Annotated in this window: 24 protein-coding genes; 11 read left to right on the plus strand and 13 right to left on the minus strand. The window is 70.3% G+C overall.

Features of this window, described 5'->3' with window-relative positions; genetic code table 11:
* Positions 1-47: 47 nt before the first annotated feature.
* Entirely contained in the window at positions 48-1,007 is a 960-nt protein-coding gene (locus tag INTCA_RS09040; RefSeq protein ID WP_013492611.1) for a 5'-3' exonuclease, read from the minus strand.
* A 183-nt stretch (positions 1,008-1,190) separates the two neighbouring features.
* Here INTCA_RS09040 and INTCA_RS09045 point away from each other — a divergent pair, with 183 nt between their 5' ends.
* Entirely contained in the window at positions 1,191-1,649 is a 459-nt protein-coding gene (locus INTCA_RS09045) for an Lrp/AsnC family transcriptional regulator (RefSeq protein ID WP_013492612.1), read from the plus strand.
* Between the two features lie 33 nt (positions 1,650-1,682).
* Here the strand turns inward: INTCA_RS09045 and INTCA_RS09050 are convergent, their stop codons facing one another.
* The 4 genes from INTCA_RS09050 to INTCA_RS09065 all read right to left on the minus strand — a co-directional run bounded on the left by INTCA_RS09050 (position 1,683) and on the right by INTCA_RS09065 (position 5,587).
* Entirely contained in the window at positions 1,683-2,903 is a 1,221-nt protein-coding gene (locus INTCA_RS09050) for a multidrug effflux MFS transporter (protein WP_244859811.1), read from the minus strand.
* A 36-nt stretch (positions 2,904-2,939) separates the two neighbouring features.
* Positions 2,940-3,446: a Cys-tRNA(Pro) deacylase gene (gene ybaK / locus INTCA_RS09055; protein ID WP_013492614.1), complete on the minus strand. Its 507-nt coding sequence runs from the start codon at positions 3,444-3,446 to the stop codon at positions 2,940-2,942.
* A gap of 4 nt (positions 3,447-3,450) precedes the next feature.
* Positions 3,451-4,068: a TetR/AcrR family transcriptional regulator gene (locus INTCA_RS09060; protein WP_013492615.1), complete on the minus strand. Its 618-nt coding sequence runs from the start codon at positions 4,066-4,068 to the stop codon at positions 3,451-3,453.
* Positions 4,069-4,135: 67 nt separating this feature from the next.
* Positions 4,136-5,587 (minus strand): KamA family radical SAM protein, encoded by a 1,452-nt coding sequence (locus tag INTCA_RS09065; RefSeq protein WP_013492616.1) that lies wholly within the window; start codon positions 5,585-5,587, stop codon positions 4,136-4,138.
* A 91-nt stretch (positions 5,588-5,678) separates the two neighbouring features.
* Here INTCA_RS09065 and kdd point away from each other — a divergent pair, with 91 nt between their 5' ends.
* The 7 genes from kdd to INTCA_RS09100 all read left to right on the plus strand — a co-directional run bounded on the left by kdd (position 5,679) and on the right by INTCA_RS09100 (position 12,626).
* Positions 5,679-6,809 (plus strand): L-erythro-3,5-diaminohexanoate dehydrogenase, encoded by a 1,131-nt coding sequence (kdd, locus tag INTCA_RS09070; RefSeq protein ID WP_013492617.1) that lies wholly within the window; start codon positions 5,679-5,681, stop codon positions 6,807-6,809.
* 135 nt (positions 6,810-6,944) lie between these two features.
* Positions 6,945-8,582, plus strand: a complete 1,638-nt coding sequence (gene kamD, locus INTCA_RS09075) for a lysine 5,6-aminomutase subunit alpha (protein WP_013492618.1) — start codon at positions 6,945-6,947, stop codon at positions 8,580-8,582.
* The gene (gene kamE / locus INTCA_RS09080; RefSeq protein WP_013492619.1) at positions 8,582-9,331 is read left to right on the plus strand and encodes a lysine 5,6-aminomutase subunit beta; all 750 of its coding nucleotides are present in this window, start codon (positions 8,582-8,584) and stop codon (positions 9,329-9,331) included. Before kamD ends, kamE begins: the two co-directional genes overlap by 1 nt.
* Positions 9,328-9,723, plus strand: a complete 396-nt coding sequence (gene kal / locus INTCA_RS09085) for a 3-aminobutyryl-CoA ammonia lyase (RefSeq protein WP_013492620.1) — start codon at positions 9,328-9,330, stop codon at positions 9,721-9,723. Before kamE ends, kal begins: the two co-directional genes overlap by 4 nt.
* A gap of 47 nt (positions 9,724-9,770) precedes the next feature.
* A complete protein-coding gene (lnt, locus tag INTCA_RS09090; RefSeq protein ID WP_013492621.1) occupies positions 9,771-11,306 on the plus strand; it encodes an apolipoprotein N-acyltransferase in 1,536 nt (511 codons plus the stop codon).
* A 7-nt stretch (positions 11,307-11,313) separates the two neighbouring features.
* Entirely contained in the window at positions 11,314-12,132 is an 819-nt protein-coding gene (locus INTCA_RS09095) for a polyprenol monophosphomannose synthase (RefSeq protein WP_013492622.1), read from the plus strand.
* A complete protein-coding gene (locus INTCA_RS09100; protein WP_013492623.1) occupies positions 12,129-12,626 on the plus strand; it encodes an FxsA family protein in 498 nt (165 codons plus the stop codon). The genes INTCA_RS09095 and INTCA_RS09100 overlap by 4 nt, the downstream gene beginning before the upstream one ends.
* Before the next feature lie 100 nt (positions 12,627-12,726).
* Here INTCA_RS09100 and INTCA_RS09105 read toward each other — a convergent pair whose 3' ends face one another.
* From INTCA_RS09105 to INTCA_RS09125, 5 genes are all read right to left on the minus strand, one after another.
* On the minus strand, positions 12,727-13,089 hold the full coding sequence (locus INTCA_RS09105) for an RNA polymerase-binding protein RbpA (protein WP_013492624.1): 363 nt from the start codon (positions 13,087-13,089) through the stop codon (positions 12,727-12,729).
* 116 nt (positions 13,090-13,205) lie between these two features.
* Complete coding sequence (locus tag INTCA_RS09110) at positions 13,206-14,582, minus strand: MFS transporter (protein WP_013492625.1); 1,377 nt, start codon at positions 14,580-14,582, stop codon at positions 13,206-13,208.
* A 93-nt stretch (positions 14,583-14,675) separates the two neighbouring features.
* A complete protein-coding gene (locus INTCA_RS09115; protein WP_013492626.1) occupies positions 14,676-15,401 on the minus strand; it encodes a YwiC-like family protein in 726 nt (241 codons plus the stop codon).
* Positions 15,402-15,468: 67 nt separating this feature from the next.
* Positions 15,469-17,124: an ABC transporter permease gene (locus INTCA_RS09120; RefSeq protein ID WP_013492627.1), complete on the minus strand. Its 1,656-nt coding sequence runs from the start codon at positions 17,122-17,124 to the stop codon at positions 15,469-15,471.
* Positions 17,121-18,041, minus strand: a complete 921-nt coding sequence (locus INTCA_RS09125) for an ABC transporter ATP-binding protein (RefSeq protein ID WP_013492628.1) — start codon at positions 18,039-18,041, stop codon at positions 17,121-17,123. The genes INTCA_RS09120 and INTCA_RS09125 overlap by 4 nt, the downstream gene beginning before the upstream one ends.
* A gap of 61 nt (positions 18,042-18,102) precedes the next feature.
* Here INTCA_RS09125 and INTCA_RS09130 point away from each other — a divergent pair, with 61 nt between their 5' ends.
* The 3 genes from INTCA_RS09130 (at position 18,103) to INTCA_RS09140 (ending at position 21,057) form a co-directional block, all read left to right on the plus strand.
* Entirely contained in the window at positions 18,103-18,621 is a 519-nt protein-coding gene (locus INTCA_RS09130; protein WP_013492629.1) for a GbsR/MarR family transcriptional regulator, read from the plus strand.
* A 114-nt stretch (positions 18,622-18,735) separates the two neighbouring features.
* Positions 18,736-19,920: a methyltransferase domain-containing protein gene (locus INTCA_RS09135; RefSeq protein WP_013492630.1), complete on the plus strand. Its 1,185-nt coding sequence runs from the start codon at positions 18,736-18,738 to the stop codon at positions 19,918-19,920.
* A gap of 3 nt (positions 19,921-19,923) precedes the next feature.
* Positions 19,924-21,057: a DUF2332 domain-containing protein gene (locus INTCA_RS09140; protein ID WP_013492631.1), complete on the plus strand. Its 1,134-nt coding sequence runs from the start codon at positions 19,924-19,926 to the stop codon at positions 21,055-21,057.
* Between the two features lie 48 nt (positions 21,058-21,105).
* Here the strand turns inward: INTCA_RS09140 and INTCA_RS09145 are convergent, their stop codons facing one another.
* Genes INTCA_RS09145 through INTCA_RS09155 form a run of 3 tightly spaced genes read right to left on the minus strand, consistent with a single transcriptional unit; the run spans position 21,106 to position 24,947 of the window.
* A complete protein-coding gene (locus tag INTCA_RS09145; protein WP_013492632.1) occupies positions 21,106-23,052 on the minus strand; it encodes an alpha-amylase family protein in 1,947 nt (648 codons plus the stop codon).
* A 31-nt stretch (positions 23,053-23,083) separates the two neighbouring features.
* Positions 23,084-24,268: a Fic family protein gene (locus tag INTCA_RS09150; RefSeq protein WP_013492633.1), complete on the minus strand. Its 1,185-nt coding sequence runs from the start codon at positions 24,266-24,268 to the stop codon at positions 23,084-23,086.
* Between the two features lie 55 nt (positions 24,269-24,323).
* Positions 24,324-24,947 carry an L-threonylcarbamoyladenylate synthase gene (locus INTCA_RS09155; protein ID WP_013492634.1) on the minus strand — a complete coding sequence of 208 codons (624 nt, stop codon included), beginning with the start codon at positions 24,945-24,947 and terminating at the stop codon, positions 24,324-24,326.
* Between the last annotated feature and the right edge of the window lie 27 nt (positions 24,948-24,974).

Raw genomic sequence — 24,974 nt, forward strand, 5'->3', positions numbered from 1 at the left:
TATGCCGCTGAGCCGGCCCAGCGGCATACGTGATCGTCGGTGGGTGGCTAGCTGAGCCGAAGCGCGGTGACGACCCGGTCGAACGAGCTCGTCAGGCCGTGGTCGACCGCGAGGCGGGACATCAGCGCGGGGTCGGCCACCCTCGTCGGGACGCGCAGATCCACCTCGCCGACCGGGGCCTCCCGGACGACCTGCACCACCTTCGGGGCGGCGTCGAGATACGCGGCGCCCGCCTCGAGCCGAGCCCGCTGCGCCCCCTTGATCGCGGGGTCGCCGGCGTCGATCGCGGCTCGCAGCGCCTCGAGAGAGCCGTACGTCGTGATCAGCTTCGCGGCGGTCTTCTCGCCGATCCCGGCCACCCCGGGCAGTCCATCGCTGGAGTCTCCGCGCAGCACCGCCATGTCGGCGTACGCCGCGCCGTCCGGGATGCCGTACTTGTCCTGGAGGAAGGCCTCGTCCACGAGGTCAGGGCTGCGGACGCCACCCCGGGCGGTGTAGAGCACGCGGACCTCGTTGGCGTCGTCGACGAGCTGGAAGAGGTCACGGTCGCCGGTGACGATGTCGATCGGGAGCTGGCCCCGGTGCAGCGTCACGAGCGTGCCGATGACATCGTCGGCCTCGTGGCCGTCGACGCCGACCCGGGCCAGGCCCAGGGCCGCCAACGCGTCCACGATGATCGGCACCTGGACGGCGAGGCCGTCGGGCACCTCCTCCTCGAGGACACCCTCGGCGGTCGCCGCGTCCACGGGCGAGGTGACCGCAGCCCGGTGGGTCTTGTACGAGGGGATCGCCTCGACCCGGAAGGCGGGTCGCCAGTCGTTGTCCCAGCAGGCCGCGAGGTGCGAGGGACGCGAGCGCTCGACGAGGGAGGCGATCATGTCGAGCAGCCCGCGGACCGCGTTCGTCGGCACGCCGCTCGGTCCGACGACCTCAGGGACCCCGTAGAAGGCGCGGAAGTAGAGCGAGGCGGTGTCGAGCAGCAGCAGGCGTCCGGTCATGTCGGCCATCGTGCCATCCCGGCCGGCCAGCGGTGCGGGGCCTGGGAGGGGCGCACCGCGACGCGTTGGCGGCGGCGGGGGGGTCCGCGATAGCTCGGCTGGAGGTCGGTGCCGGCGGGAGTGCGGCCCCCAGGTGATCCCCATCGTGGAACGGACCTGCCCGACGGAGCCCGCTCGACTACTGTTCCAAGCATGGAAGACCTCGACCGTCGGCTCGTCGGCCTGCTGCTGGCGGACGGCCGGATGAGCTTCACCGATCTGGGCCGGGCCACGGGTCTGTCGACGTCCGCGGTCCACCAACGGGTTCGCCGGCTCGAGGAGCGTGGCGTCATCACCGGCTATACCGCGACCGTGTCCCCGGAGGCGCTCTCCCTCCCGCTCACCGCCCTGATCTCGGTCACGCCGTTCGACCCCAGCGCTCCCGACGACGTGCCGGAGCGACTGCGGCACATCCCGGAGATCGAGGACTGCTACTCGGTCGCCGGGGACGAGAGCTACATCCTCAAGATCCGCACGTCGATACCCGGTGCTCTGGAGGACCTGCTCGCCCGGATCCGCACGGCGGCCAACGTCTCCACCCGGACGACGGTCGTCCTCTCGACCCCTTGGGAGGGCCGGAGCAGCGCTGCGGAGGCGCCGGCGCACGACTGAGCCCTGCGAGGCTCCCGTTGGTGGTTCGGACCTTCACAGCTGGTCCGTCGGCTCCTCGAGTGGGAGGTCCGGCCGGGTCGACGGGGCCCGGTGAGAGCGGCGATGTATGAGCCAGAGCAGCAGCGCTCCCGACGTGAAGGCCCCCGAGACCAGGGCCAGGGTCACCAACGACCCACTGACGAGCGGAGCGGCCACCCCCGCCACGACCGCATTGAGGAGCGTGCTGAGGAAGGCCTGGAACGACGAGACCGCCCCCCGTTCCCTTGGACGCAGGTCGAGCAGACTGATCGTGAGGATCGGGAAGATGAGGGCGACGCCCAGGGCTCCGGTCGCGGCGGGGACGACACTCCAGGCGGTCTGCGGAGGCTGCGCGGTTGCCTGGTAGACCACGGCGAACGCGGAACCGGCCAGCGCGATGGCAAAGCCCGCCGCCACGAACGCGCCCTGGCGGACGCGTCCGACCAGCCGGCCGGTGAGGAACGAACCGAGCATCATCGCGACGACGAGCGGCACGAAGAGGACGCCGAAGTCCTGCGCGCCCAGACCGAGGTGGTCGACGACGATCGCGGGCGCGGAGGCGATGTAGAGGAAGAGCGCCGAGAAGTTGAGCGCGATCGCGCTGCTCAGCCGAAGGACGGACGGGTCGCGCGCCGCAGCGAGGAACGATGTGACGAGAGGCTTGGGGCGAAAGGGGATCCGAGAGCTGCGTGGGTGCGTCTCGGGCAGGAGGACCCCGGTCAGCAGCACGATCACGAAGCCGTAGCCGGCGAGCACCCAGAAGATGGTCCGCCAGGAACCCCAGCCGAGGATCCAGCCCCCGACGATCGGCGCCAGGGCTGGGGCGATGGCGAAGATCATCGAGATGTGGCTCATGAAGCGCTGAGCCGAGGGCCCGTCGTAGAGGTCGCGCACGACGGTCCGGCCCACGATCATGCCGGCCCCGGCGACGAGGCCCTGCGCAGCCCGTCCGGCGAGGAGCACCGGCATGGACGGAGCCAGTGCGCACCACGCCGAGGCGAGAGCGTAGAGAGCGCAGCCGGTCAGGATGACCGGCTTGCGGCCGACCGCGTCGGAGAGCGACCCGTGGAAGAGACTCGCGAAGGCGAAGCTGCCGAGGTAGACGCTGAGGGTCTGCTGCACCGACGCGTCGTCGACGCGAAGCTCGGTCGACAGGGCGTCGAAGGCCGGCAGGATCGCGTCGATGCTGAACGGACCGACCATGGTCAACGCGGCGAGAACGAGGATGAGGCTCACCCGGGTCAGGCGGCCAGAGGGACCGGTCATCCGGCGTCAGGCCCGGGCGACGGGGGAGGCTGACCCGTCCGTGGCGCGGAGCAGCTCGACGGGGGACAGCTCGAGCTGGAAACCTCGTCGCCCGCCGGAGACGTAGATGGTCGCCTGGTCGGTCGCCGAGGTGTCGACCACCGTCGGCAGCCGCCGCTTCTGGCCGAGCGGAGAGATCCCGCCGATGACGTATCCGCTGCTCCGCGCCGCGTCGGCCGGGTCCGCGAGCCGTACCGCCTTGACTCCGAGCGCGGCCGCCATGGCCTTGAGATCGAGCTGGCCGGCGACCGGGACCACGGCGACAGCGAGGCCGTCGCCGGTGTCGACGAGCAGCGTCTTGAAGATGCGTTCCGCGGGAACCCCGAGCTCCCGGGCGGCCTCGGCTCCATAGCCGGTCTCAGCAGCGTCGTGCCGATAGGTGTGGCCCCGGTAGTCGACGCCCAGGACGTCGAGGGCGACCGTCGCAGGGGTGGCCGGACCGGCGGACCGGGGCCTGCGCCTCGGCGGTGACACTGGGTCACGCCCTGGCGAGCGAGCCCAGGCCGTCCCAGGCCATGGTGACCACGAGCTCGGCAGCCTCGTCGGACGTGATGCCGGGATGCGTGCTGCGGTACACGGCGAGCCGCTCGATGCCGCCGATCATCACCTCGGCCAGGGCGACGACGCGGCCGGGGGCCAGGTCCGCGAACTCGGGCAGCATGGTGATGCCTTCGGCGAGAGCCTTGGCGGTCTGCTGGCGGATCCGCTCGACCGAGGCGGCGGCCTCACCGATGAGGGAACCCTCGGTGCGCAGCAGGGCGAACGCCTGCTCGTGCTCGTCGATGAAGGTGAAGAACGCCGTGATGACCGCGGCCACCCGCTCCCGGGGAGCCGCCTCGGCGTCGGAGTCCCAAGCGGTGATGAGGGCGTCGAGCAGCTGGTGCCGAGCCCGCTCGATGGTCGCGGCGAGCAGCCCTTCCTTCGACCCGAAGTAGTCGTAGATGAGGGGCTTGGTGACTCCGACCTGCTCTGCGATGTCGTCCATCGTGGTGGCGTGGAAACCGTTGGCCCCGAAGACCCGCTCGGCCACCTCGAGCATCTGCGCCTCCCGCTCGGCTCGGGGCATGCGGGTGCGGGTCGGCGGCTTGGCGGTCACGACGGCAGTCTAGGGGGAGGCGAGTCGTCCCGACCGGAGGCTGTTGCGGGCTGGACGACCGAGCGCGTCAGTGGCTCTGGACGAGCTGTGACTCGGCGGCGGCCCGGCTGGCTGCTGCCCGCCCCTCCGCGGCGACGAGCAGCTGGTCGTGGTCGATCGACTCTCGCCACCACTGCTGGCCCGACTCGGGAAGGGTGTAGATCGGGTCGTAGTAGACGTACTCCCTCGAGAGGGCCTGGGTGTCCTCGCCCTCGATCGACGTGCGGTAGTTCTTGCGCCAGTACGAGATGCCGCGCTCGGTGTCGTACTCGTCCTGCTGGTGGACCCATCGCTTGCCGACGAAGGGCACGTCGCACACGATCCGCGGGGTGGCGAAGCCCGGGAGGTAGCCCATGATCGAGTGCTGCAGGCGCTGGGCCTCAGCCAGCGAGAGGCGCCAGTGCTCGGCAAACGGGATCATGTCGCACATGTAGAAGTAGTACGGCGTGATGGAGGCGCCGTCCGCGAGGGCGAAGCAGAGATCGAGCAGCTGCTCGGTCGAGTCGTTGATCCCGCGCATGAGGACGCCTTGGTTCCGGACGTCCCGGACTCCCGCCTCGAGCATGGCCCGCGAGGCCCGGGCAACGGCGGGGGTGACGGACTGGGCGTTGTTGACGTGGGTGTGGATCGCCAGTGAGACGCCCCGGGCCCGCGCCGTGGCGGCGACCCGCGCCACCCCTTCGACCACGTCGTCGGCGAACCAGTGCTGCGGCAGGCCCATGAGTGCCTTCGTCGCGAGCCGGATGTCGCGGATGTTGTCGATCTCGAGGAGCCGGTCGAGGAAGGACTCCAGGTTCTTCCACGGCATGTTCGCGACGTCGCCCCCCGAGACGACGACGTCCCGGACGCTCGGCGTGTTCCGGAGGTAGGCGAGCATCGCGTCGTACCGGTCGACTGGCTTGAGGTCGAACTTCAGCTTGTTCACCTGGGGGGTGGAGTTGCCGACGAGATCCATGCGCGTGCAGTGACCGCAGTACTGGGGACAGGTGGGCAGCAGCTCGGCAAGCACCTTGGTGGGGTAGCGGTGCGTCAGGCCCTCGGCCACCCACATGTCGTGCTCGTGCAGGGAGTCGCGCGAGGAGAAGGGGTGGGAGGGCCAGTCCGTGCGACGGTCGGAGAAGACCGGGAGCATGTAGCGCCGGATGGGATCCGCGTAGAACGCCTCGGTGAAGTCCGCCCCTGATGCGGGCATCGCAGCGGACGTCGCGGGCACCATCGTGTTGAGCATCTGGGGCGGCACGAGCATGGACATCGTCGCGCGCTCGGCCTGGTCGCGCTCGAGATCGGTGTAGAACCGGTCGTCGAGCAGGTCGCCCATGAGGCTACGCAACTGCTTGACGTTGCGAACGCAGTTGACGCGCTGCCACTGTGCACTGTCCCAGTCGGCCTGCGTGACTGCCCGCCATCCGGGGAAGCGGGTCCAGTCAGGCTCCACGAGCTCGCGGCGCTGGTACACGTAGGGCTGCTCAACCTTCGTCATGTGCACCACGATAGCCAAACTATTCGTCGTGTATCTCGTAGGCTGCAACAGGATATCCTGCCTAAGTTCCCTCCAACCGAAGGATCTCTACATGAGCACACGATCGGCCTCCTCCCCGGTGGGCCTCCACCGCGTCCTCGACCCGACGGGTGACGCCGTCACCTTGCCGCAGGCAGCCCGCCGGCTCGATGCGCGCCCGGAGCTGTGGCCGGACGAGGTGCGGATCGACGTCGAGACCCTCAACCTGGATGCTGCGTCCTTCCGGCAGCTCGCGGAGAAGCACAGCAGCGGGGGAGTCGTCGACGGCGACGCCGTGCGCACCGAGGTGCGTGCCATCATCGCGGAGCGAGGGAAGATGCAGAACCCCGTCACCGGCTCCGGAGGGATGCTCATCGGCACCGTGGCCGAGGTCGGGCCGGAGAGCCGCACCGGCCTCGAGGTCGGCGACCGGGTCGCCACCCTGGTCTCCCTGTCGCTGACCCCGTTGGCCATCACCGATGGTCTGGAGCGCTGGGACGGCCGATCCGAGCAGGTGCCCGCCAAGGGGCACGCCATCCTCTTCGGACGGACGATCGCCGCCCGGATCCCGGCCGACATGGACCCACGGCTGGCTCTCATGGTGATGGACGTGTGCGGCGCGCCCGCGCTCGTCGCCCGAGTCGTGCACGACCACGCCAGTGGTCGGGCGGGAACGCCGACCGACCCCACCGTCGTCGTGCTCGGAGGTGCGGGCAAGTCCGGCTCACTCTCGCTCGCGGCCGCCCGTCAGGCGGGCGCCGGGCGGGTCGTCGCCGTCGTGCCGACCGAAGACGAGCGTGACCTGCTCCTGCCGACGGGGCTGGCGGACGACGTGGTCATCGCGGACGCCCGGTCACCCCTGGGCCTGCGCGCTGCAGTCGAGAGCGCCGGTGGTCCGGCGGATGTCACGGTCGTCTGTGTCGACGTCCCGGGCTGCGAGCAGCCCGCCATCCTCGCGACGGCAGACGGCGGCACCATCATCTTCTTCAGCATGGCCACCAACTTCGCCGCGGCAGCCCTCGGTGCAGAGGGGCTGGCCTCGGACGTGCGGATGCTCATCGGCAACGGGTACGTACCCGGCCACGCCGACCTCGCGCTCGACCTCGTCCGGAGCAACCCGAGCGTTCGCGCTCTCTTCGAGAGGCGCCTGGAGCCGGCGAGGGTGGCGAGTCTCGCTGAAGGCACCCCGCGTGCCTCCGCGTAGCCGGCCATGTCAGCCGTCTTGGTCAGATGGGCCACACCGAATGTCACGCCTGGTGGAGATGGGCCTGTGCGGTGCCGTTCTTGCGGTAACACCGCCCTTCCACCGGAAGATGTCCGGGTTCGCTAGGCTGACACCGTGACTTCTCCGGCACGTCTCGACCTCGACCCAGAGCTCGTCCGCACGGCGCGCCGCCTGGCCCGCCACGCCGCGGCTCCCGTGGTCTCCATCGCCAGACGGCACACGACAGTCTCCGTCGAGCGGGCCACCCTGCGACTGGCCGGGCTCTCCGGCGCCGACCATGAGCGGGTTCCCTGGGTGAACCACCTGGTCACGGCGGTCCGCGACCAGGTCGGTCTCGAGCACGGGGTCACCACCCCCGTGTACGACGCGCTGCTGCGGGGGGACGCCGACGACCTGACGACGCTCGCCCAGAAGGCCTCCAGCGGCAACGTGTCGTTCCGTCTTCCCACCGGTCGGGAGGAGCAGGCCGCGCGGCGGGCGGCCGCCCGCGGGGTCGGGGTTGGCCTCAAGCGCATCGACTCCGCGCGACGGACGCGCGAGCGGCTCGTCTCCCGCCTGGGCGACCCGAGGCAGAAGCCGTGGATCTACCTCATCGTCGCCACGGGGGACATCTACGAGGACATCCCGCAGGCGCAGGCCGCGGCCCGCGAGGGTGCCGATGTCATCGCCGTCATCCGGTCCACGGGCCAGTCCCTCCTCGACTATGTGCCCGAGGGAGCGACCCGGGAGGGTTTTGCCGGCACCTACGCGACCCAGGAGAACTTCCGCCTCATGCGAGCGGCCCTCGACGAGGTGAGCAAGGAACTGGGCCGCTACGTCCGGCTGACGAACTATGCGTCCGGGTTGTGCATGCCGGAGATCGCCGCCCTCGCAGGCATGGAGCGTCTCGACATGATGCTCAACGACTCGATGTACGGCATTCTCTTCCGCGACATCAACCCGATCCGCACCTTCGTGGACCAGCGGTTCTCGCGCCAGATCCATGCGCGCGCCGGCATCATCATCAACACGGGCGAGGACAACTACCTGACCACAGCCGACGCCGTCGAGGCCGCTCACACGGTGACCGTCAGCCAGCTGCTCAACGAGCGCTTCGCCAAGGAGGCGGGGCTGGAGGACTGGCAGCTCGGCCTGGGCCACGCCTTCGAGATCAACCCCGACCTGCCGGACAGCTTCCGGCTCGAGCTCGCCCACGCCATGCTGGCCCGGCAGCTCTTCCCGGAGGCTCCGCTCAAGTGGATGCCGCCGACGAAGCACATGACAGGCGACGTCTTCCGCGGCTATCTCCTCGACGGCTTCTTCAACCTCGTCGGTGCGATGACCGGCCAAGGCATCCTGCTCGTCGGCATGATGACCGAGGCGGTGGTCACGCCCTTCCTCTCCGACCGCGACCTCGCGCTGCAGAACGTCCGTTACGTGATGAACGCGGCGAGCGGCCTGACCGAGGACTTCCACCCGCCACGCGACGGCTTCATCCAGACACGGGCCCGACAGGTCCTCGGTGAGGCGGTCGAGCTGCTCGAGCGCATCGTCCACGACTCCGACCCCTCGGGGGACCCGCCGCTCCTCGCCGCCATCGCCGACGGCACCTTCGGGCTGATGAAGCGGCCGGCGGACGCGGGAAAGGGTCTCGAGGGGGTCGTGAAGCGGGCACCGGGCTACGACAACCCGGCCATCACAGCCCTCGACGCCGGCGTCCCGGCTCCCAAGGTCACGGCCCCCAAGGTCACGGCCCCCAAGGGAGGAAAGTGATGTCCGCCGTCATCCGCCCGTACGGCGACACCACCGGCGACGGCATGGTGCAGCTGTCCTTCACCCTGCCCGTCACCCACGACAAGCGGGCAGAGGGCGCCGCGCTCCAGCTGGCGAAGAAGATGGGTCTCGACCCCGCCCTCCTCGTCCACGCCAAGCCGATGGGCCCCGACTTCACCTTCTTCGTCGTCTACGGCAGCGTGCACCACCTCGTCAACCTCGACGAGGTGGTGGTCGTGGAACGGGAGTACCCCATCCTGTCGGCGAAGGAGGCCAACGCGGCCATCCGCAAGCACCTGCGCCGCCGCCTTGTCGTCGTCGGTGCGTGCATCGGCACCGACGCTCACACGGTCGGGATCGACGCGATCCTCAACATCAAAGGGTTCGCGGGGGAGAAGGGCCTCGAGTACTACAGCGAGATCAAGGTCGTGAACCTCGGCGCTCAGGTGCTCGTGCCCGACCTCGTGGCCCAGGCCAGGGCCGAGAAGGCCGACGCCGTCCTCATCAGCCAGGTCGTCACGCAGAAGGACGCCCACATCCACAACACGATGCAGATGTCCGCAGCCTTCCGCGAGGCGTATCCCGCGGGACAGGTGCCGATCCTCGTCGCCGGGGGACCACGCTTCGAGGAGGGCTCCGAGGCGAAGCTGGGCATCGACCGCATCTTCGGCCGCGGCACGACGCCCTCCGAGGTGGCCAGCTACCTCGTCCACGAGATGTCCGTCCGGAAGGGAAAGAAGCAGCCGTGAGCGAGCACACCACCAAGGCCGAGGTCGGCACGCGGGTCACCCACCGTCGCTACGTCCCCTACAGCCACGCGCACTACGCCGGCAACCTCGTCGACGGCGCCTACTCGCTCGCGGCGTTCGGCGACGTCGCCACGGAGATGTGCATCCTGACCGACGGTGACGAGGGCCTGTTCGCGTCCTACAGCGACGTCCAGTTCAAGGCCCCGGTCCGGGCTGGCGATGTCATCGAGATCAGTGCGGAGATCGTCAGGGTCGGCCGGCGCAGCCGGGAGATGGCCTTCGAGGTGCGCGTCGTCGGCCGGGGCAACCCGGCCCGGGGGGAGTCCGCGGCGGACCTCCTCGAGCCCGCCCTCGTCGCGACGACGGCACGCGGCGTCGTCGTCGTCCCCTGAGGCACCCCACGAGCAAGAGGCGAGCCGCTCAGCATACGGTGGGGCGCGTGCTGTCTCGCGTGCTCGCTGCCCTCGCCAGTGGGGGACTGCTCTGCCTGGCGTTCCCGACGTTCGACCTCTGGGGGGCCGCGCCGCTCGCGCTGGCGGTACTCGCGCTCGTCCTGACCGGAGTTCGCCCTCGGGCCGGCTTCGCGCTCGGCCTGCTCGCCGGCCTCGCGTTCTTCGTCCCGACCCTGCACTGGTCGGGGGTCTACGTCGGCAACCTGCCCTGGTTCGCTCTCTCGACCCTCCAGGCCCTGTTCTTCGGACTCGCCGGGACGGTCTACGCCTGGCTCTCCGCGCGAGGCACCGTGCGTCCGCTCGCCTTCGCGGTGGCGTTCATCTGCGCCGAGTCGCTGCGCTCCCGAGCGCCCTACGGTGGCTTTCCCTGGGTCAAGCTCGCCTTCTCCCAGGCAGACGCACCCTTCGGCAGGCTCGCAGCGCTCGGCGGTGCACCTTCGGTCGGGTTCGCCGTAGCGCTCACCGGTGCCCTGCTCGCCATGGTCGCGACCCGCGCGGTGGGTCGTATGCCGCTGGGCCGGGTCGCGCTCCCGGGTGGCCTCGCCGTCGGGCTGGCCGTGTCAGGCCTGCTGGTGCCGATCTCGACGGACGGACCGACGGCGGAGTTCGTCGGCATCCAGGGCAATGTCCCGCGACCAGGTCTCGACTTCAACGCGGAGCGCCGAGCGGTGCTGGACAACCACGTCAACGCGACGCTGGCCGCACGGGCAGCCGGGGAGGCAGCGGGCCAGCCGCGTCCGGACCTCTACGTCTGGCCGGAGAACGCCTCCGACATCGACCCGCTCCGCAACGAGGACGCCAACCAGCTGATCCGCAACACCGTGGCCCAGACCGGGGTGCCGCTCATCGTCGGCGGGCTGCTGGAGGAACCCGAGGGATACCTCTCCAACACGTCGCTGCTCTTCGAGCCGGGGAAGGGCGACACCGCTCGCTACGTCAAGCGGCACCCGGTGCCCTTCGGCGAGTACATCCCGAACCGAGACTTCTGGCGCCTCTTCAGCGACCAGGTCGACCTGGTCCGTCGGGACTTCTACCCGGGGTCCGAGGTCGGCCTCTTCACCGTCCCGGCCCGTTCCGGCCAGGTGATCCGGGCCGGCCTGTCCATCTGTTTCGAGGTGGCCTACGACGACATCATGCGCGACGTGGTCAATGCCGGAGCCAACGTCCTGGTCGTCCAGACGAACAACGCCACCTTCGGCTACACGGCCGAGTCACCCCAGCAGCTGGCCATCAGCCGGCTGCGCGCCATCGAGCTCGGCCGGTCCGTCGTCCACGTGTCCACGGTGGGCCAGAGCGCCTTGATCACCCCCGACGGAACCGCCCATCAGGTCACGTCGTTGTACACACAGGCGGTCGTACGCGGTGCCCTACCATTGCGGGACTCGCGGACGCTGTCCGTCAGACTCGGGGGGACACCGGAGCTCGCGGCGGTGCTGGCCCTGCTCGGGCTGGTCGCGGCGGCCGCGCGGCGACGCCCCCGAACCACCGATGACATCGACCCGAACCACCGACGACGGGAATGACCCGAGCATGACGACGCAGCGCGAACCCGTGGCCCGAGTCGCCGTGCTCGTTCCGACGTACAACGAGCGCGACAATCTTCCCCTCATCCTGGCCAGGCTGCGCGCCAGCGTCCCCGCGGCCGACCTCTTCGTCCTCGACGACAACTCGCCGGACGGCACCGGCACCGTCGCGGACGAGCTCGCAGCCCAGGACGACCGCATCCGCGTGGTGCACCGCGCCGGCAAGGAGGGCCTCGGTCGGGCCTACCTGGCGGGCTTCGCCCTCGCGCTGGAGGAGGGGTACGACGTCGCGGTCGAGATCGACGCCGACGGGTCGCACCAGCCGGAACAGCTGCCACAGATCCTGGCGGCGCTCACGGACGCCGACCTCGTCATCGGTGCGCGCTGGATCCCGGGAGGGCAGGTGCGCAACTGGCCCCTGCGGCGCAAGCTCCTCTCGGTCGGCGCGAACCTCTACACCAAGGTGCTGCTCGGGATGGGCGTCAACGATGCGACGGCCGGCTACCGGGCCTACCGGACCAGCGCCCTGCGAACGATGGACCTCAACGGCGTCGAGTCGCAGGGCTACTGCTTCCAGATCGACCTGACATTGCGGGCGATTCGGGCCGGCCTCACCGTCGTCGAGGTGCCCATCACCTTCGTCGAGCGGGAGGTGGGGGTCTCCAAGATGGGCCAGGACATCGTCCGCGAAGCCCTCCTCAACGTGACGAAGTGGGGCCTCGAGCACCGGGTCGGTCAGCTCAGGTCCGCGCTGCAACGGAAGCGGCCACCGGCCTCCGCCGGCGAGCCCGAACCAGACCCGGTCGACCTCGGGCGCGAGCCGTGACCGCGACGCGCCGAGGAGGGCTGCGCCCGACCCGGGTCGTCGCGCTGCTCCTCCTCGTGGTGCCGATCCTCGAGGTGATGGCCCTCGTGGCCGTCGGTCAGGTCATCGGCGGCTGGCCCACGTTCTTCCTCCTGGTCGCCATCTCCGTCCTCGGCGCCTGGCTCATCCGTCGTGAGGGCGCGCGGGCATGGGGGGCACTGGTGGAGGCGCTCCGCAGCGGTCGGATGCCCGCTCGCGAGCTCGCCGACGGCGTTCTCGTCCTCATCGGCGGCACCCTGCTGTTGACCCCGGGCTTCCTCACCGACGTCGTCGGCTTCGCGCTGGTCGTCCCCGTCACCCGGCCCGTGGCCCGCCGGCTGCTCGAGACGGTGATCACCAAGCGGCTCCTCGCCCAGTCGCCCTACCTCGCGGGCGGCTCCGGCGGGATCGGGCCGGACCGCACGGGCCCGACCACCCGAGGCGACGTCATCGAAGGGGAGATCGTCGACGACTGAGGGCCGCGTGCGGAAGCCAGCCCAGCGGCATACGGCCGGTATGTGAAAGAGCCCGCCCCCACGAACGGGACGGGCCCTCTCAGGCCAGGGGATGTGAAGGTCAGGCTGACTTCTTGCGGCGCGGCTTCTCGCCGCGCGACTCGCGCAGAAGCGTCAGCCGCTCCTCGAGGAGCTCCTCGAGCTCAGGGATGGAGCGCCGCTCGAGGAGCATGTCCCAGTGCGTGCGCTGGTGCTTGACCGGCTTGGCCTCCGGCTCCGGCCCACCGCCCTGAAGTCGGGCATCGAGCCCGCAGCGGCACTCCCACGTCGGCGGCACCTCGGCCTCCACCGAGAACGGCAGCTCGGTGCGGTGTCCGTTGGCGCAGAGGTAGACGGTGAGCATCCGCTCACTGGGCACGACGTTCTCGTCGCTCTCGAAGCTGCGTGCGCCGAGGTTCGAACCTCGTAGTGCTCGGTCTGCCATCGGGACCCCTCCCAAAGAAAGTCTGTTCCTGGCCTGTACCCACGCGGGTACCTACCCTCACAGACGCTTGAACGAGCCAGAGGGTTGGCTTGTTCCCGACGTTGCGCGACGAGGCGTCACACGACCACGGGGACGGGGTTGCCTGCCTCCTCGATGCCCCGCCGCATGTCGACCCTGGAGAGCAACAACCCACCGACGATGAAGAAGAGGATCAGCACGACGATGGCCCATCGGTACGAGCCGGTGAACTGGAAGGTCAGTCCGAACGCGAGAGTCCCGAGCCAGCTCGTGCCGCGTTCCATCGCCTGGTAGAGGCTGAAGAACTCAGCCTCCCGCCCCTTGGGGATCAGCTGGCTGTACAGCGAGCGCGAGAGCGCCTGCGTGCCGCCCAGGACGATGCCGATGAGGAGGCCGAGCGCGAGGAAGGTGGTCGTGGCTCGCTGGGGCGTGACGAACGCGACGATGACGACCACGGTCCACAGGCCGATGCCGTAGAGCACCGTCCGCCAGGCCCCGACCTTGCCGGCGACCCGCCCGAAGAGCCGGGCCCCGAAGAAGGCGACGAACTGGACGAAGAGGAAGACCCCGAGGACGAACGTCTCGTCGAACTTCAGCTCCTCGATGCCGTAGAGGCTCGAGCTGCCGATGACGGTCTGGATCCCGTCGTTGAAGAACAGGTAGGCGACGAGGAAGAGCAGCGTCTGGGGGTAGAGCCGCAGCTCCCGGAACGTCGTGCGCAGCTGGGTGAGGCTCCCGCCGAGGACGCCGGCCCTGCGGTCGACCGGGGGCGCCACGGTGCCGGTGATGTGACGCAGACCGCGATAGGGGATGACCGTGAAGGCCGCCCACCACAGCCCGGCGCTGAGCAGACTGACGCGGGTCGAGGTGGCCCGGTCGAGCCCGAGGTCCTCGTGGAACAGGTCGAGGGCGAAGTTGAGGGCCAGCAGGATGCCGCCGCCGAGGTAGCCGAAGGACCAGCCCTTGGAGGACACCCGGTCGCGTTCGTTCTCGTTGGCGATGCGGCACAGGAGCGAGTCGTAGATGACGAGTGACGCGCCGAGGCAGAGGCTGGTGATCATCACGAGCAGGACGCCGAGCTGCCAGTTCGAGCCGGAGACGAAGAACATCAGGCCGGCTGCCGCCGCACCTGCCCAGGCGAAGCCGGCGAACAGGCGGGTCGGCTGGCTGCTCCGGTCGGCGATCGCGCCGATGAAGATGAGCATGATGGCCGAGACGATCGTCGAGATCGTCACCGTGTAGGGGTAGACGGACCCCGGGGAGATCGGCACCCCGAAGAAGCTGAGGTTCGTCGTGCACGTCGCGCCCGCGGCGAGGTCCGGGCAGGCGGCGGCCTTCGCGACGGACGTGAGGTACGGGCTCATGAGCACGGTCGCCGTCGTCGTGACGTAGGCGGAGTTGGCCCAGTCGTACCAGTACCAGGAGCGCTGTTCCTTCGTCTCCGGGCGGGCCCGGTGGACGGCGACGTCGGTCATGCGTCGCACTTTCCCACACCTGTGCGCATCGGCGTGGGACAACACGTCCAGCTCGTGGAGCCCGCCGCGGCTCGTGTCCTGCCGGACCGTCCCCTAGACGGTGACGAGCGACACCACGGCGACGACGAGCGTGGCCACGATCTCGCCGATCCCCAACTGCTTGGGCGTGGCGCCGAGCCGCGGCACGACCGCGGCTCGTGCCGTGAGGACGACGAAGGCGAGGGCCAGCCACGGGGAGTACGCCAGGACGACCCCGGTGGCGACGAGATGGGCCGCGACGCTCTCCCACAGGAACCGGCGGTTGCCGCGCTCGCGGATCGCTGACTTGACGTAGAACACCGTCCCCGCGAAGTAGAGGAACTGCGTCAGCGCGAGCAGCCAGGCACGGCCCAGGTCGGGACCCGGGCCGGCGGCGTAGGCCACGACGGTCATCAGACCGGAGCCGACCACGGTGGCCAGGCCCGAGAGCAGCTCGCGTTCCCGGCGCGCGGCCGCGGCGGCCAGCCCGATCCCCAGGGGAAGGAGGAACAACGGCGCCCACACCACGAGGCGGGGCTCGAGGGCGAGGGTCGCGAGGCCGAGGAGCAGCGTGGCGGCGCCGTACGCCCGGACGGGCGGCCAGTAGCGGGGGCGCCGCCGAGCCTTGAGCCACAGGCTCGTGGCGAAGAAGGCGAAGTACCCGACGAACCACAGGCCGGTCAGGGGCAGGTGCACCCACGCCGGACCACCGGCGAGGACGCCGACGGCCAGGGGAGAGGCGAGCATGGCCCACGCGCCGTGCTGGTTGGGAAGCCAGCCCGGGCCGCGTGACCTGCTCACGGGCCCGAGCCTAGAGGGCGAGCACCCGGTCTGCTGCCCGGGCGGTCCCCAACCGGGGTGTCGCGGGTCAGGTCGCCTCGACGTCTCGACGGTTGAAGCCGACCAGGCCGAGGCCGATGAAGGCCAGGGCGATCACCGTGAGCAGGATCACGGGGGTGGCGCGGAAGTCCTCCGCCGGCAGGGAGGCGATGTGGCTGAAGGGGGAGAGGCTCATCATCCACTGGGGAAGGTCGAGCAACGCACCCATGTAGCGCATGAAGAACGCGTACACGACGAGCAGCCAGGCGGCCAGCGCGGCGCGGGGGGCCCAACCCACGGCGAGGACGGCCACGCCGACCACGACCCAGACGGCGGGGGTGTAGGCGAGCATCGCCGGGATGACCTGCCCCAGGATGGAGCCGCCGGTGGCGGTGCCGAGCGCAGCCAACCCCAGGCCGAGGCCCGTGACGAACAGGATGAAGACGCTGCCCAGGAGCGCGACCACCAGATGTGACGCGTACCACTCGGTGCGTGACACCTCGGTGGCGAGGACGCTCTCCACCCGTCCGGACGTCTCCTCGCGACGCGGTCTGAGGGCGGCCGTCACGGCGAAGATGCTGACGACGATGGCGAGGATGCCCATGATCATCGCGAGGTACGAGTCCGTGAGTGTGGTGCCGCCCATGCTCTCCACGAGGTCTGCGACCACGTCGTTGTCGGCGTAGTCCTCGATGACGTCGATGGCGGACCCGTAGGACGCGCCGAACACGAACATGCCGATGCTCCACCACATGACGGTCGAGCGCTGCAGTCGCCAGGCGAGGCCCAGGGGAGTGCCGAGGCCACGGGACGCCTGGGCGACGCCGCGTCGCTCGGCGCGCAGGCCCGCTCCGACGTCGCGTCGGCCGGCGAGGCGGAACGCGAGAGCCGCGAGCGCACCTGCGACGAGCAGCGACAGGATGATGGGCCACCAGTTGTCGTCGACGTAGGCTGCGGTCGCCTGCGACCAGCCGATGGGGGAGAGCCACGAGAGGCCGTTGACCATGACGTCGCCGATCGCGCGGAGCAGGTAGGCGGCGCCGATGAGGGCGCCGGCCATCCCGGAGGCGGCGCGGGCGAACTGGGTCACCTGCGTCGTCACTGCGGCGATCGCGGCGAAGACGATGCCCACGGCGGCGAACGCGGCACCGTAGAGCAGCGAGCCGGGCCAGTCGATGGTCTCGATGCCGAGCGAGGCCATCCCGGCCGCGACGAGGAGCCCGAGCACGACGTTGGCGAGCACGGCCGCGGTGAGGGCCGCGCTCAGGGCGGCGGCGCTGCCGGTGACGTTGGCCCGGACGAGCTCGGCCCGCCCTTCCTCCTCCTCGGCTCGCGTGTGGCGCACCACCATGAAGACGCTCATCAGCGCGGCGAAGATGACCATGAGGCCGAGGTACTCGTTCGTCATCATCGCGCCGAACGTGTAGTCGTCGAGCCCGTGGCCGGGGCCGGTCATCGCCTTCATGGCGGGGCTGGACCCGATGACCTCCGCCTGGACGAGACGGGCCGCGGCATCGGGGTAGAGCCCGGGGTAGGCCGCCGCACCGGCGACCTGGGTGGCGGTGATGGCGAGGATCCACAGCGGCACCCGGACGCGGTCGCGGCGGCCGATGAGCCGGAGCAGCGTCCCGAAGCCCGTCAGGGGTCCGCCGTCGCTGCGTGCCGGGCGAACCGGCGTGGCGGGGCGGGTGGTCGTGGCGGTCATCGGTCCTGCCCGACCTTCTCGCGCCCGTTGCCGGCGAGCTCGTCGCCGTAGTGGCGGAGCATCAGCTCCTCGAGGGTGGGGGGCTGGCTGACCAGGCTGCCGAGGCCGAGCGCACTGAGGTGCCGGACCGCCTCGTCGAGGTGGTCGCCGTCGACGGAGAAGCGCACCCGGTGGCCCGACACGGTCACGTCGTGGACGCCCGTGAGACGGTCGAACCCGACCGGCGTCTCGCGGGTGTCGGCCTCGACCGTGGTCCGCGTGAGGTGACGCAGGTCGAGCAGCGTCCCGGTCTCGACGACCTTGCCGAGCCGGATGATGCTCACGCGGTCGCAGAGCTTCTCGACCTGGCTGAGGATGTGGCTCGAGAGCAGCACCGTCTTGCCGTCGTCGCGCAGCTGCCGGATGACGTCCTGGAAGACGACCTCCATGAGCGGGTCGAGCCCGGCGGTGGGCTCATCGAGGAGGTAGAGCTCGACGTCCGAGGCGAGCGCGGCGATGAGGGCGACCTTCTGCCGGTTGCCCTTGGAGTACGCGCGGCCCTTCTTCGTCGGGTCGAGGTCGAACCGCTCGATCAGCTCGGCGCGGCGGTCGCGGTCAAGGCCCCCGCGGAGGGAGCCGAAGACGTCGATCGCCTCGCCGCCCGTGAGGTTGGGCCAGAGGTTGACGTCGCCGGGCACGTAGGCGAGACGGCGGTGGAGGGCGACGGCGTCGCGCCACGGATCACCGCCGAGGAGACTCACGGTTCCCCCGTCGGCGCGCAGGAGTCCGAGGAGGGTACGGATCGTGGTCGTCTTGCCGGCGCCGTTGGGGCCGAGGTAGCCGTGCACCTCACCCGTGGCGACCTCGAGATCGAGGCCGTCGAGCGCGACAGTCGAGCCGAACGACTTGTGGACACCGGAAACGAGGATCGAAGCCATGGAAATGACGCTACACTCATTTCACAAATCCGTGAAGGCAATAACGCGCAGGGGAGGTAACGTGGTCGCTGAAGTCGATGTGCCCGACGACGAGGATCGCACCGAGCTGCTCCGTCTGGTCGAGCGGTTCGCGCTCGTGCTGGCCGAGTCCGGGTGGCCCCGGATGCCGGCGCGGGTGTTCTCGTTCGTCCTGGCGGACGACGCGGACCGGTACACCGCGGCGGAGCTCGCCGCCGGCGTGGGCGTCAGTCCGGCGGCCATCTCCGGCGCCGTCAAGTACCTGACCCGGGTGGGCCTGCTGTCCAGGGAGCGCGAGCCGCGGGCCAGGATCGACGTGTACCGGATCTTCGACGAGGACGTCTGGGGGACGATCTTCCGACAGCGCGTTCCGTCGCTCGAACGGTACGAGCAGGCGGCGGCCGAAGGAGCCCAGATGCTGCCGAAGGGTTCGATGGGTGCGCGACGAATGCGCGAGACCCAGGAGTTCTACCGGTTCCTGCGGCTCGAGGAGGAAAAGGTGCTCGACCGATGGTCGGCCCACCGTCAGGCGCTGTTCGGCGACGACACGCATCGGACCTGAGGATCGCGGTCCCACCGGCATGGCAGACCTCGACCACGTAACGCCGATAATCGACATTATGTCATTTCAGTGAATCAGCGGCCCTCCCCTCGGATCGTCGTAGCCTTGGCTCCGATGCAGTGCCACTACTTCGATGCCGCCCGGTGCCGCTCGTGCACCCTCATGGGTGTGCCGTATGCCGCTCAGCTCGCTTCCAAGCAGGAGCGGTGCCGTGCCGCGCTGGCTGGGTCCGCGACGTCCGTCTCGTGGCTCGAGCCCTTCGCAGGACCTGAGAACGCCTTCCGGAACAAGGCGAAGCTCGTCGTCGGCGGTCGGCGCGGCGCCGTCACCGTCGGGATCCTCGATGCCGAGAACCGCGGCGTCGACCTGCGCGACTGCGGGCTCTACGAGCCGGGCCTGCAGGACCTGGTCCCCCGTGTCGCCGACCTCGTCGACGACCTGCTTCTCGAGCCCTACGACATTCCCACGAGACGTGGTGAGCTCAAGCACCTGCTGCTGACCCGCTCCCCCACCAGCGAGGTGATGCTTCGGTTCGTCCTGCGGTCGCAGCGCGACCTCGCACTGCTGCGTGCACGTCTCCACATCGTCCAGGACCGGCTGCCAGAGGTCGTCGTCGTCTCGGTGAACATTCAACCAGTGCACCAGGCCGTCATCGAGGGGCCGACGGAGGTCGTGCTCACCCGGGCTGATGCCCTGACGATGCCGGTCAACGGCATCGCTCTGCACCTGCGGCCGAACAGCTTCTTCCAGACGAACACCGAGGTCGCCTCCGCGCTCTACCGGCAGGTCGACGAGTGGGTCGACCGGGTCGACCCCGCCCAGGTGCTCGACCTGTACTGCGGCGTGGGCGGATTCGCCTTGCACGCCGCCCGGTCCGGCCGGTTGGGGCGGCGGCGAGTGATGGGTGTGGAGGTGTCCCCCGACGCTGTGGAGAGCGCCCGGCGCAGCGCCGCTGAGCTGCGCCGCCAGCATTCCGACCTCGGTCCGGTGTGCTTCCAGTCCGGGGACGCCACGGCGGCCGGCGCCCTCGGTGGCGCGGGATCCGAAGAGGCGCGGCCCGGCGCCCACACCCTCGTCATCGTCAATCCGCCCCGGCGCGGCATCGGACCGGACCTCGCCGGGAGGCTCGAGGCTTCACAAGTCGGCCACGTCGTCTACTCCAGCTGCAACGTCGACAGCCTCGCACGCGATCTCGAGGCGCTCCCCTCCTTCAGCGCCCGCGAAGCGCGCCTGTTCGACATGTTCCCCCAGACCTCGCACCACGAGGTGGCCGTGCTCCTGGAACGGACGGCGGGCTGAGCCATGCGCCGCGACGAGGCGCGCCGGGCCACCATCGAGCGCCGGTTCAGCGAGTTCGCCCGCGAGTTCGGTCACCTGCCGCTCTACGGGAGGCTGGCTCGCGAGCTGTCCCAGGACGGCGAGGCTGCCGGGCTCCTCCTGGCCGCCCAGCCCGGGCAGGACCGACCCGTCCTGTGGTTCGCGGCCCTGCATGACCTCGTGCTGCAGCGACCAGACCTGCCTGCGGCCCGGTGGTATCCCAGTGTCGTGGGCCACGGGCACGTGGCCAGCGGCGACCCGTGGCCCGATGTCCGTGACACCGTGCTCGCGCACCGCGAGGAGCTGACGGCGACGATCGCCACCCACACCACCCAGACCAACGAGGTCAACCGTTGCGTCTACCTCGCCGCCGGCCTGGCCGCGGCCACCCGTGACCGTTCCGCCGACGCCGCTGACTCGATCGCGCTCGTCGAGCTGGGAGCCAGCGCCGGTCTCCTGCTGGGGATCGACCGCTACGCCGTCATGCTCACCCGCGACGGGCACGGATCCGTGGCCGGCGACCCGGGCTCCCCGGTGCGGTGCGCGGGCGCGGACCGCTCTCGCTCGGCGGTCCGGATCGAGCCCCTTCCGCGCATCACCGGACGCGCCGGGATCGACCGGGCCCCCGTGTGCCCCGACGACGAAGCAGGGGTCCGTTGGCTCTCCGCCTGCCTCTGGCCCGACGTCCCGGGTCGCGTCGAACGTTTCCGGGCCGCCGTTGACGTCATGGGGCAGCGGCCCCCGCCGCTGGTGCGGGGCGACCTCGTGGACGACCTCCGCGTGGTGGTCGCTGCCGCTCGCGCCGACGAGCCCTCGACCTCACACGTGGTCGTGTTCAGCTCCTGGGCCCTGACCTATGTCGAGGCGTCTCGCCGGGCCGAGCTGGACGACCGGATCACGGCCCTGGGCGGTGAGCTGCCGGCGCTCTCCTGGCTCACCGCGGAGCCGCGCGGAGCGGCGCCCGGACTCCCGGGCCCGGAGGCCGCGCGGCCCGACGCGGGCGGGACCGTCCTGGGGCTCCGTCGCTGGCGGGACGGCGTGGAGGACCAGCCCATGGTCCTCGGTATGTGCCATCCGCACGGCGACTGGATCGACCTGGTGCCACTGCCCTCCGGATGAGCTCCATAATGTCGATTACCGGCCAATTTACCTGTGCCACAGGGGAATTCATGCATAAAAAGATGCTGTGTCGATGACCCACCAAGCGGCATAGGGGCTGACCATGGCGTTACCGTCCGCTCCCCCGACGACCGCGTGCCCGCTCAGGGCATTGAGCGGCTCGCTGATCCCCGCTCGGGCGAAGATGTCCATCGCGACGGGCCGCCACGTGTCGGTCACGTTGTAGACGCACACCATGGTGCCGCTCGGATGGCGCCGCTCGATGACGAGAACGCCCTCGTCGGAGTCCGGGTCGACCCTCGTCAGGGCCGCCGCATGGAGCTGTGGCAGCGAGCGCCTCGTCCGCGCGAGGTGGGCAATGCCTTGGAAGACCTTGCCGACGGTGCTCGAGAGGTGGTCACGGTGCTCGGCCAGCCTCCAGTCGAGGCGGGGCCGGTGAGCCCACCGGTTGTCGTCCTCGTGACCGGCCTCCGCACGCCATCGCGGGTCGTTGGGCTGACCCAGCTCGTCGCCGCTCCAGACGACCGGGATGCCACCCCAGCCCGCGATGATCGCGTGGGCCAGGAAGACCCGGGCGAGCGAGCGGTTGACGGCGTCGGCAGTGGGGCCCGTGCTGAGACCGGCGAGAGCGGCCGCCGTGCCGCTGATCCGCTTGTCTCCGGTGGCCGGGTTCTCCTGGAAGACGAGACCGTCCGCCCACGATCCCGGGTGGTCACCCGAGTACCACTCGGAGAGGAACCGTCGGTGGGAGGGTCCGTCGAGGCCCACTGCGTGAGCGTCGCCGTCGTCGATCGCCCAGCCGATGTCGTCGTGACACCGGACGTAGCAGATCCACGTGCTCGTGGGAGGGGTCTCCGGCAACGCGGCGAGGGCCCTTCGGGCGAGAACGACGTTGCCCGTGGCCAGCATCGACCACACCTGAACCATGAGGCTGTTGTGGTAGGCCAGCTCGCTGACCCGTCCGGCATGGCTCCCGGTGCCGAGGTACTGGACCAGGTCGCGGGGACCGACGATCGCTTCTGCCTTGAACGCGACGCCGGGACACGCGATCCGGGCGACGGCGCGCAGGGCCTGGGTCAGGGCATGGACCTCCGGCTGGTTCTGGCACGAGGTCCCCAGCCGCTTCCAGGTGAAGGCGATGGCATCGAGGCGCAGGACCTCCACGCCGAGGTTGGCGAGGTGGACGACGATCTCTGCGTACTCGCAGAGCACGTCGGGATTGGACCAGTTGACGTCCCACTGCCACTCGTTGAACGTCGTCCAGACCCAGCCGGAGAGGTCGGGGTCCCACGTGAAGTTTCCGGGGGCGAAGTCGGGGAAGACCTCGGGCAGGGACCGCTCGTAGGCGTCAGGCTCCTCCCGGTCGGGGAAGACGTGGAAGTAGGCGCGGTAGTGGTCGTCGCCCGCCCGGGCGCGCTCGGCCCAGTCGTGTTCGCGTGCGACGTGGTTGAGCACGAGGTCGCAGACGAGGGAGATCCCGCGGGCCCGCAGGGTGCGGGTCAGGGCCTGGAGGTCGTCGTTGCTGCCCAGGTCGGGCCGGACGCTGCGGTAGTCAGCCACGGCGTAGCCACCGTCGTTGTCTCCGGCGCGGGGTTGCAGCAGCGGCATCAGGTGCAGATACGTGACGCCCAGCTCCGAGAGGTAGTCGAGTTTCGCCGGCAGGTCCAGCAGCCGACCGGCGAAACGGTCGGTGTAGCAGGCGTAGCCGAACATTCCCGGCTGCTGGAGCCAGTCGGGACGGAGCAGTCGACGTTCGTCGAGGATCCGCAGGTCCTCGTCCCGGTCGCGGTACCCCCGGGCGGCCACGGCAAGGAGCCGCGCGCTGAGCTGCGCGATGTCGGCGGTGGGGTACAGCTGGCGCAGGGCAGCGTCGAGGTCGGGGGCCCAGCGCTCCATGCGGAGCCTCAGACTGGTGCGCTCGGGCCGGCTGAGCTCGTCGAGCACCTGCTCGGTGGTCGGCTCCGCTTCCGCGCTGGCTGCTGTTCCGCTGGACATGCACGCATTCAAGCGCAGGCCGGCGGTGCAGTCACCTGCTGCGGCGGCCGAGGCTCTCGGCGTAGCCGTCGAGAGCCTCGAGGACCTCCGGGGAGCGATAGACCCGGTTGCGCCGCCAGCCCGTCGACTCGACCAGTACCTCGGCTTCGACGAGCCGGGCCAGTGCGGCCTGTGCCGTGGGCGCGGAGACGTCGTGCTCAGCCGTGACGAGCTTGGCCGTCACGACCGGTTGGCGCAGGACGAGGTCCGCGATGCGCCACACGGCGGAGTCGGCCCGGGCCGATACGCGGTCGTCCCACTCCGCGCGCACCTGCCGGAGTCGCGCGACGAGCCGCTCCCCCACGGCCACACCGGTTCGGGCGGCCTGCGCGACGCACCGGAGGATCGGAGCCGCGTCACCGTCCCGGTAGGACGTCAGGGCACTGAAGTAGCGCCCCTTTTCGACGAGGAGCCCGGCGGAGATGGGCACCGTGACACGGTGGATGACCCCGGTGTTGACCAACGACGCGTGGAGCAGGGCTCGACCGGTCCTGCCGTTGCCGTCCGTGAACGGGTGGATCGTCTCGAACTGTGCGTGGCCCAGCGCGGCAAGGGCGAGCGGGGGCACGTCGTCGCGGGCGAGGAAGGAGGACAGGTCCGCCATCAGGGCGGGAACGTCCCCCGCCACCGGAGGAACGAAGTCGGCGTCCCCTGGGTGCAGGCCACTGCCCCCGATCCACACCTGCTCCTCCCGCCACCGACCGGGGCGCAGCTGGCTCTGTCCCGTCAACAGGGCCCGGTGCATGGCGAGGATCGAGTCCTCGTCCAGGTCCCCGGCAAGGTCCATCGCCGCCTGCATCGTCCGCACGTTGGCCAGGATCGACAGGGCGTCGCTCCGGTCCCCGGCCCCGATCGCCGCCTCGGCGAGGGCCCGCGCTGACGAGGTGAGGTTCTCGATGTGGGAGCTGGCTGCGCTCTCGGACCGAAGCAGGATGGCGGCGAAGGGTGCGACCTCGCCCGCTCCCCCGGCATCGAACGCGGTGAGCAGCCGGGTGGCCTCATCCAGGTCTGCCGCGAGGTCGCCGGGCAGGTGGACCGCGGTGGCTGCGATCGGCGGCGCGACCGCGGTGAGAAAGGACGCGGGAACGCTGCGTCGTGCGCGTCGCGAGGTCGCCGCCAAGCCCTCGGGCCGCGGCGTCCAGGTCCGCGGGACAGTCGCAATCGGTGGCCAGTCCATCGTCACATCGAATCTTAGTTAGGGATAGGTAAATATCCTTAACTATGACTCGCCACTACGCCTCGAAGTCGGACGGGTCGCCGGCGCCGACCCGGATCAGTTCCGCATAGCCGTCCGAGAAGTCCACCACCGTCGTCGGCTCGAGCCCGCACTCCCCCGAGTCGATCACCGCGTCGACGACGTGGTCGAGGCGCTCCTTGATCGCCCAGCCGTCCGTCATCGGCTCCTCGTCACCCGGCATCAGCAGCGTGCTCGAGAGGATCGGCTCCCCGTGGGCCTGCAGGAGGGCGCGCACGACCGGGTGGTCGGGGATGCGCACCCCGACGGTCCGCTTCTTCGGGTGGAGCAGCCGGCGGGGCACCTGCTTGGTCGCCGGGACGATGAAGGTGTAGGGCCCGGGTGTGTGCGACTTCACGGCGCGGAAGACCGTGTTGTCCAGCTGCGCGAACTGGCCCAGCTGCGCGAAGTCGGCACACACGAGGGTGAAGTGGTGCCGGTCGTCGAGGCCGCGGATCCGCAGGATGCGGCTCCTGCCGTCGGGGTTGTCGAGGGAGCACCCCAGTGCGAAGCCCGAGTCCGTCGGGTAGGCGATGAGCCCACCGTCGCGCAGGATCTGGACGGCCTGGGCGATGCGCCGAGCCTGCGGATCGACCGGGTGCACGTCGAAGTACTTCGCCATGACGCACACCCTCCCATGTCGGGCGCA

Origin of the sequence: Intrasporangium calvum DSM 43043, from assembly GCF_000184685.1 — a bacterium.
GTDB lineage: Bacteria > Actinomycetota > Actinomycetes > Actinomycetales > Dermatophilaceae > Intrasporangium > Intrasporangium calvum.

Excerpts from the sequence above, each read along its gene's own strand:
- INTCA_RS09040 (WP_013492611.1), bottom strand. The coding sequence starts at position 1,007 with ATGGCCGACATGACCGGACGCCTGCTGCTGCTCGACACCGCCTCGCTC.
- INTCA_RS09045 (WP_013492612.1), top strand. The coding sequence starts at position 1,191 with ATGGAAGACCTCGACCGTCGGCTCGTCGGCCTGCTGCTGGCGGACGGC.
- INTCA_RS09065 (WP_013492616.1), bottom strand. The coding sequence starts at position 5,587 with ATGACGAAGGTTGAGCAGCCCTACGTGTACCAGCGCCGCGAGCTCGTG.
- kdd (WP_013492617.1), top strand. The coding sequence starts at position 5,679 with ATGAGCACACGATCGGCCTCCTCCCCGGTGGGCCTCCACCGCGTCCTC.
- kamE (WP_013492619.1), top strand. The coding sequence starts at position 8,582 with ATGTCCGCCGTCATCCGCCCGTACGGCGACACCACCGGCGACGGCATG.
- INTCA_RS09095 (WP_013492622.1), top strand. The coding sequence starts at position 11,314 with ATGACGACGCAGCGCGAACCCGTGGCCCGAGTCGCCGTGCTCGTTCCG.
- INTCA_RS09105 (WP_013492624.1), bottom strand. The coding sequence starts at position 13,089 with ATGGCAGACCGAGCACTACGAGGTTCGAACCTCGGCGCACGCAGCTTC.
- INTCA_RS09110 (WP_013492625.1), bottom strand. The coding sequence starts at position 14,582 with ATGACCGACGTCGCCGTCCACCGGGCCCGCCCGGAGACGAAGGAACAG.
- INTCA_RS09120 (WP_013492627.1), bottom strand. The coding sequence starts at position 17,124 with ATGACCGCCACGACCACCCGCCCCGCCACGCCGGTTCGCCCGGCACGC.
- INTCA_RS09125 (WP_013492628.1), bottom strand. The coding sequence starts at position 18,041 with ATGGCTTCGATCCTCGTTTCCGGTGTCCACAAGTCGTTCGGCTCGACT.
- INTCA_RS09135 (WP_013492630.1), top strand. The coding sequence starts at position 18,736 with ATGCAGTGCCACTACTTCGATGCCGCCCGGTGCCGCTCGTGCACCCTC.
- INTCA_RS09140 (WP_013492631.1), top strand. The coding sequence starts at position 19,924 with ATGCGCCGCGACGAGGCGCGCCGGGCCACCATCGAGCGCCGGTTCAGC.
- INTCA_RS09145 (WP_013492632.1), bottom strand. The coding sequence starts at position 23,052 with ATGTCCAGCGGAACAGCAGCCAGCGCGGAAGCGGAGCCGACCACCGAG.
- INTCA_RS09150 (WP_013492633.1), bottom strand. The coding sequence starts at position 24,268 with ATGGACTGGCCACCGATTGCGACTGTCCCGCGGACCTGGACGCCGCGG.
- INTCA_RS09155 (WP_013492634.1), bottom strand. The coding sequence starts at position 24,947 with ATGGCGAAGTACTTCGACGTGCACCCGGTCGATCCGCAGGCTCGGCGC.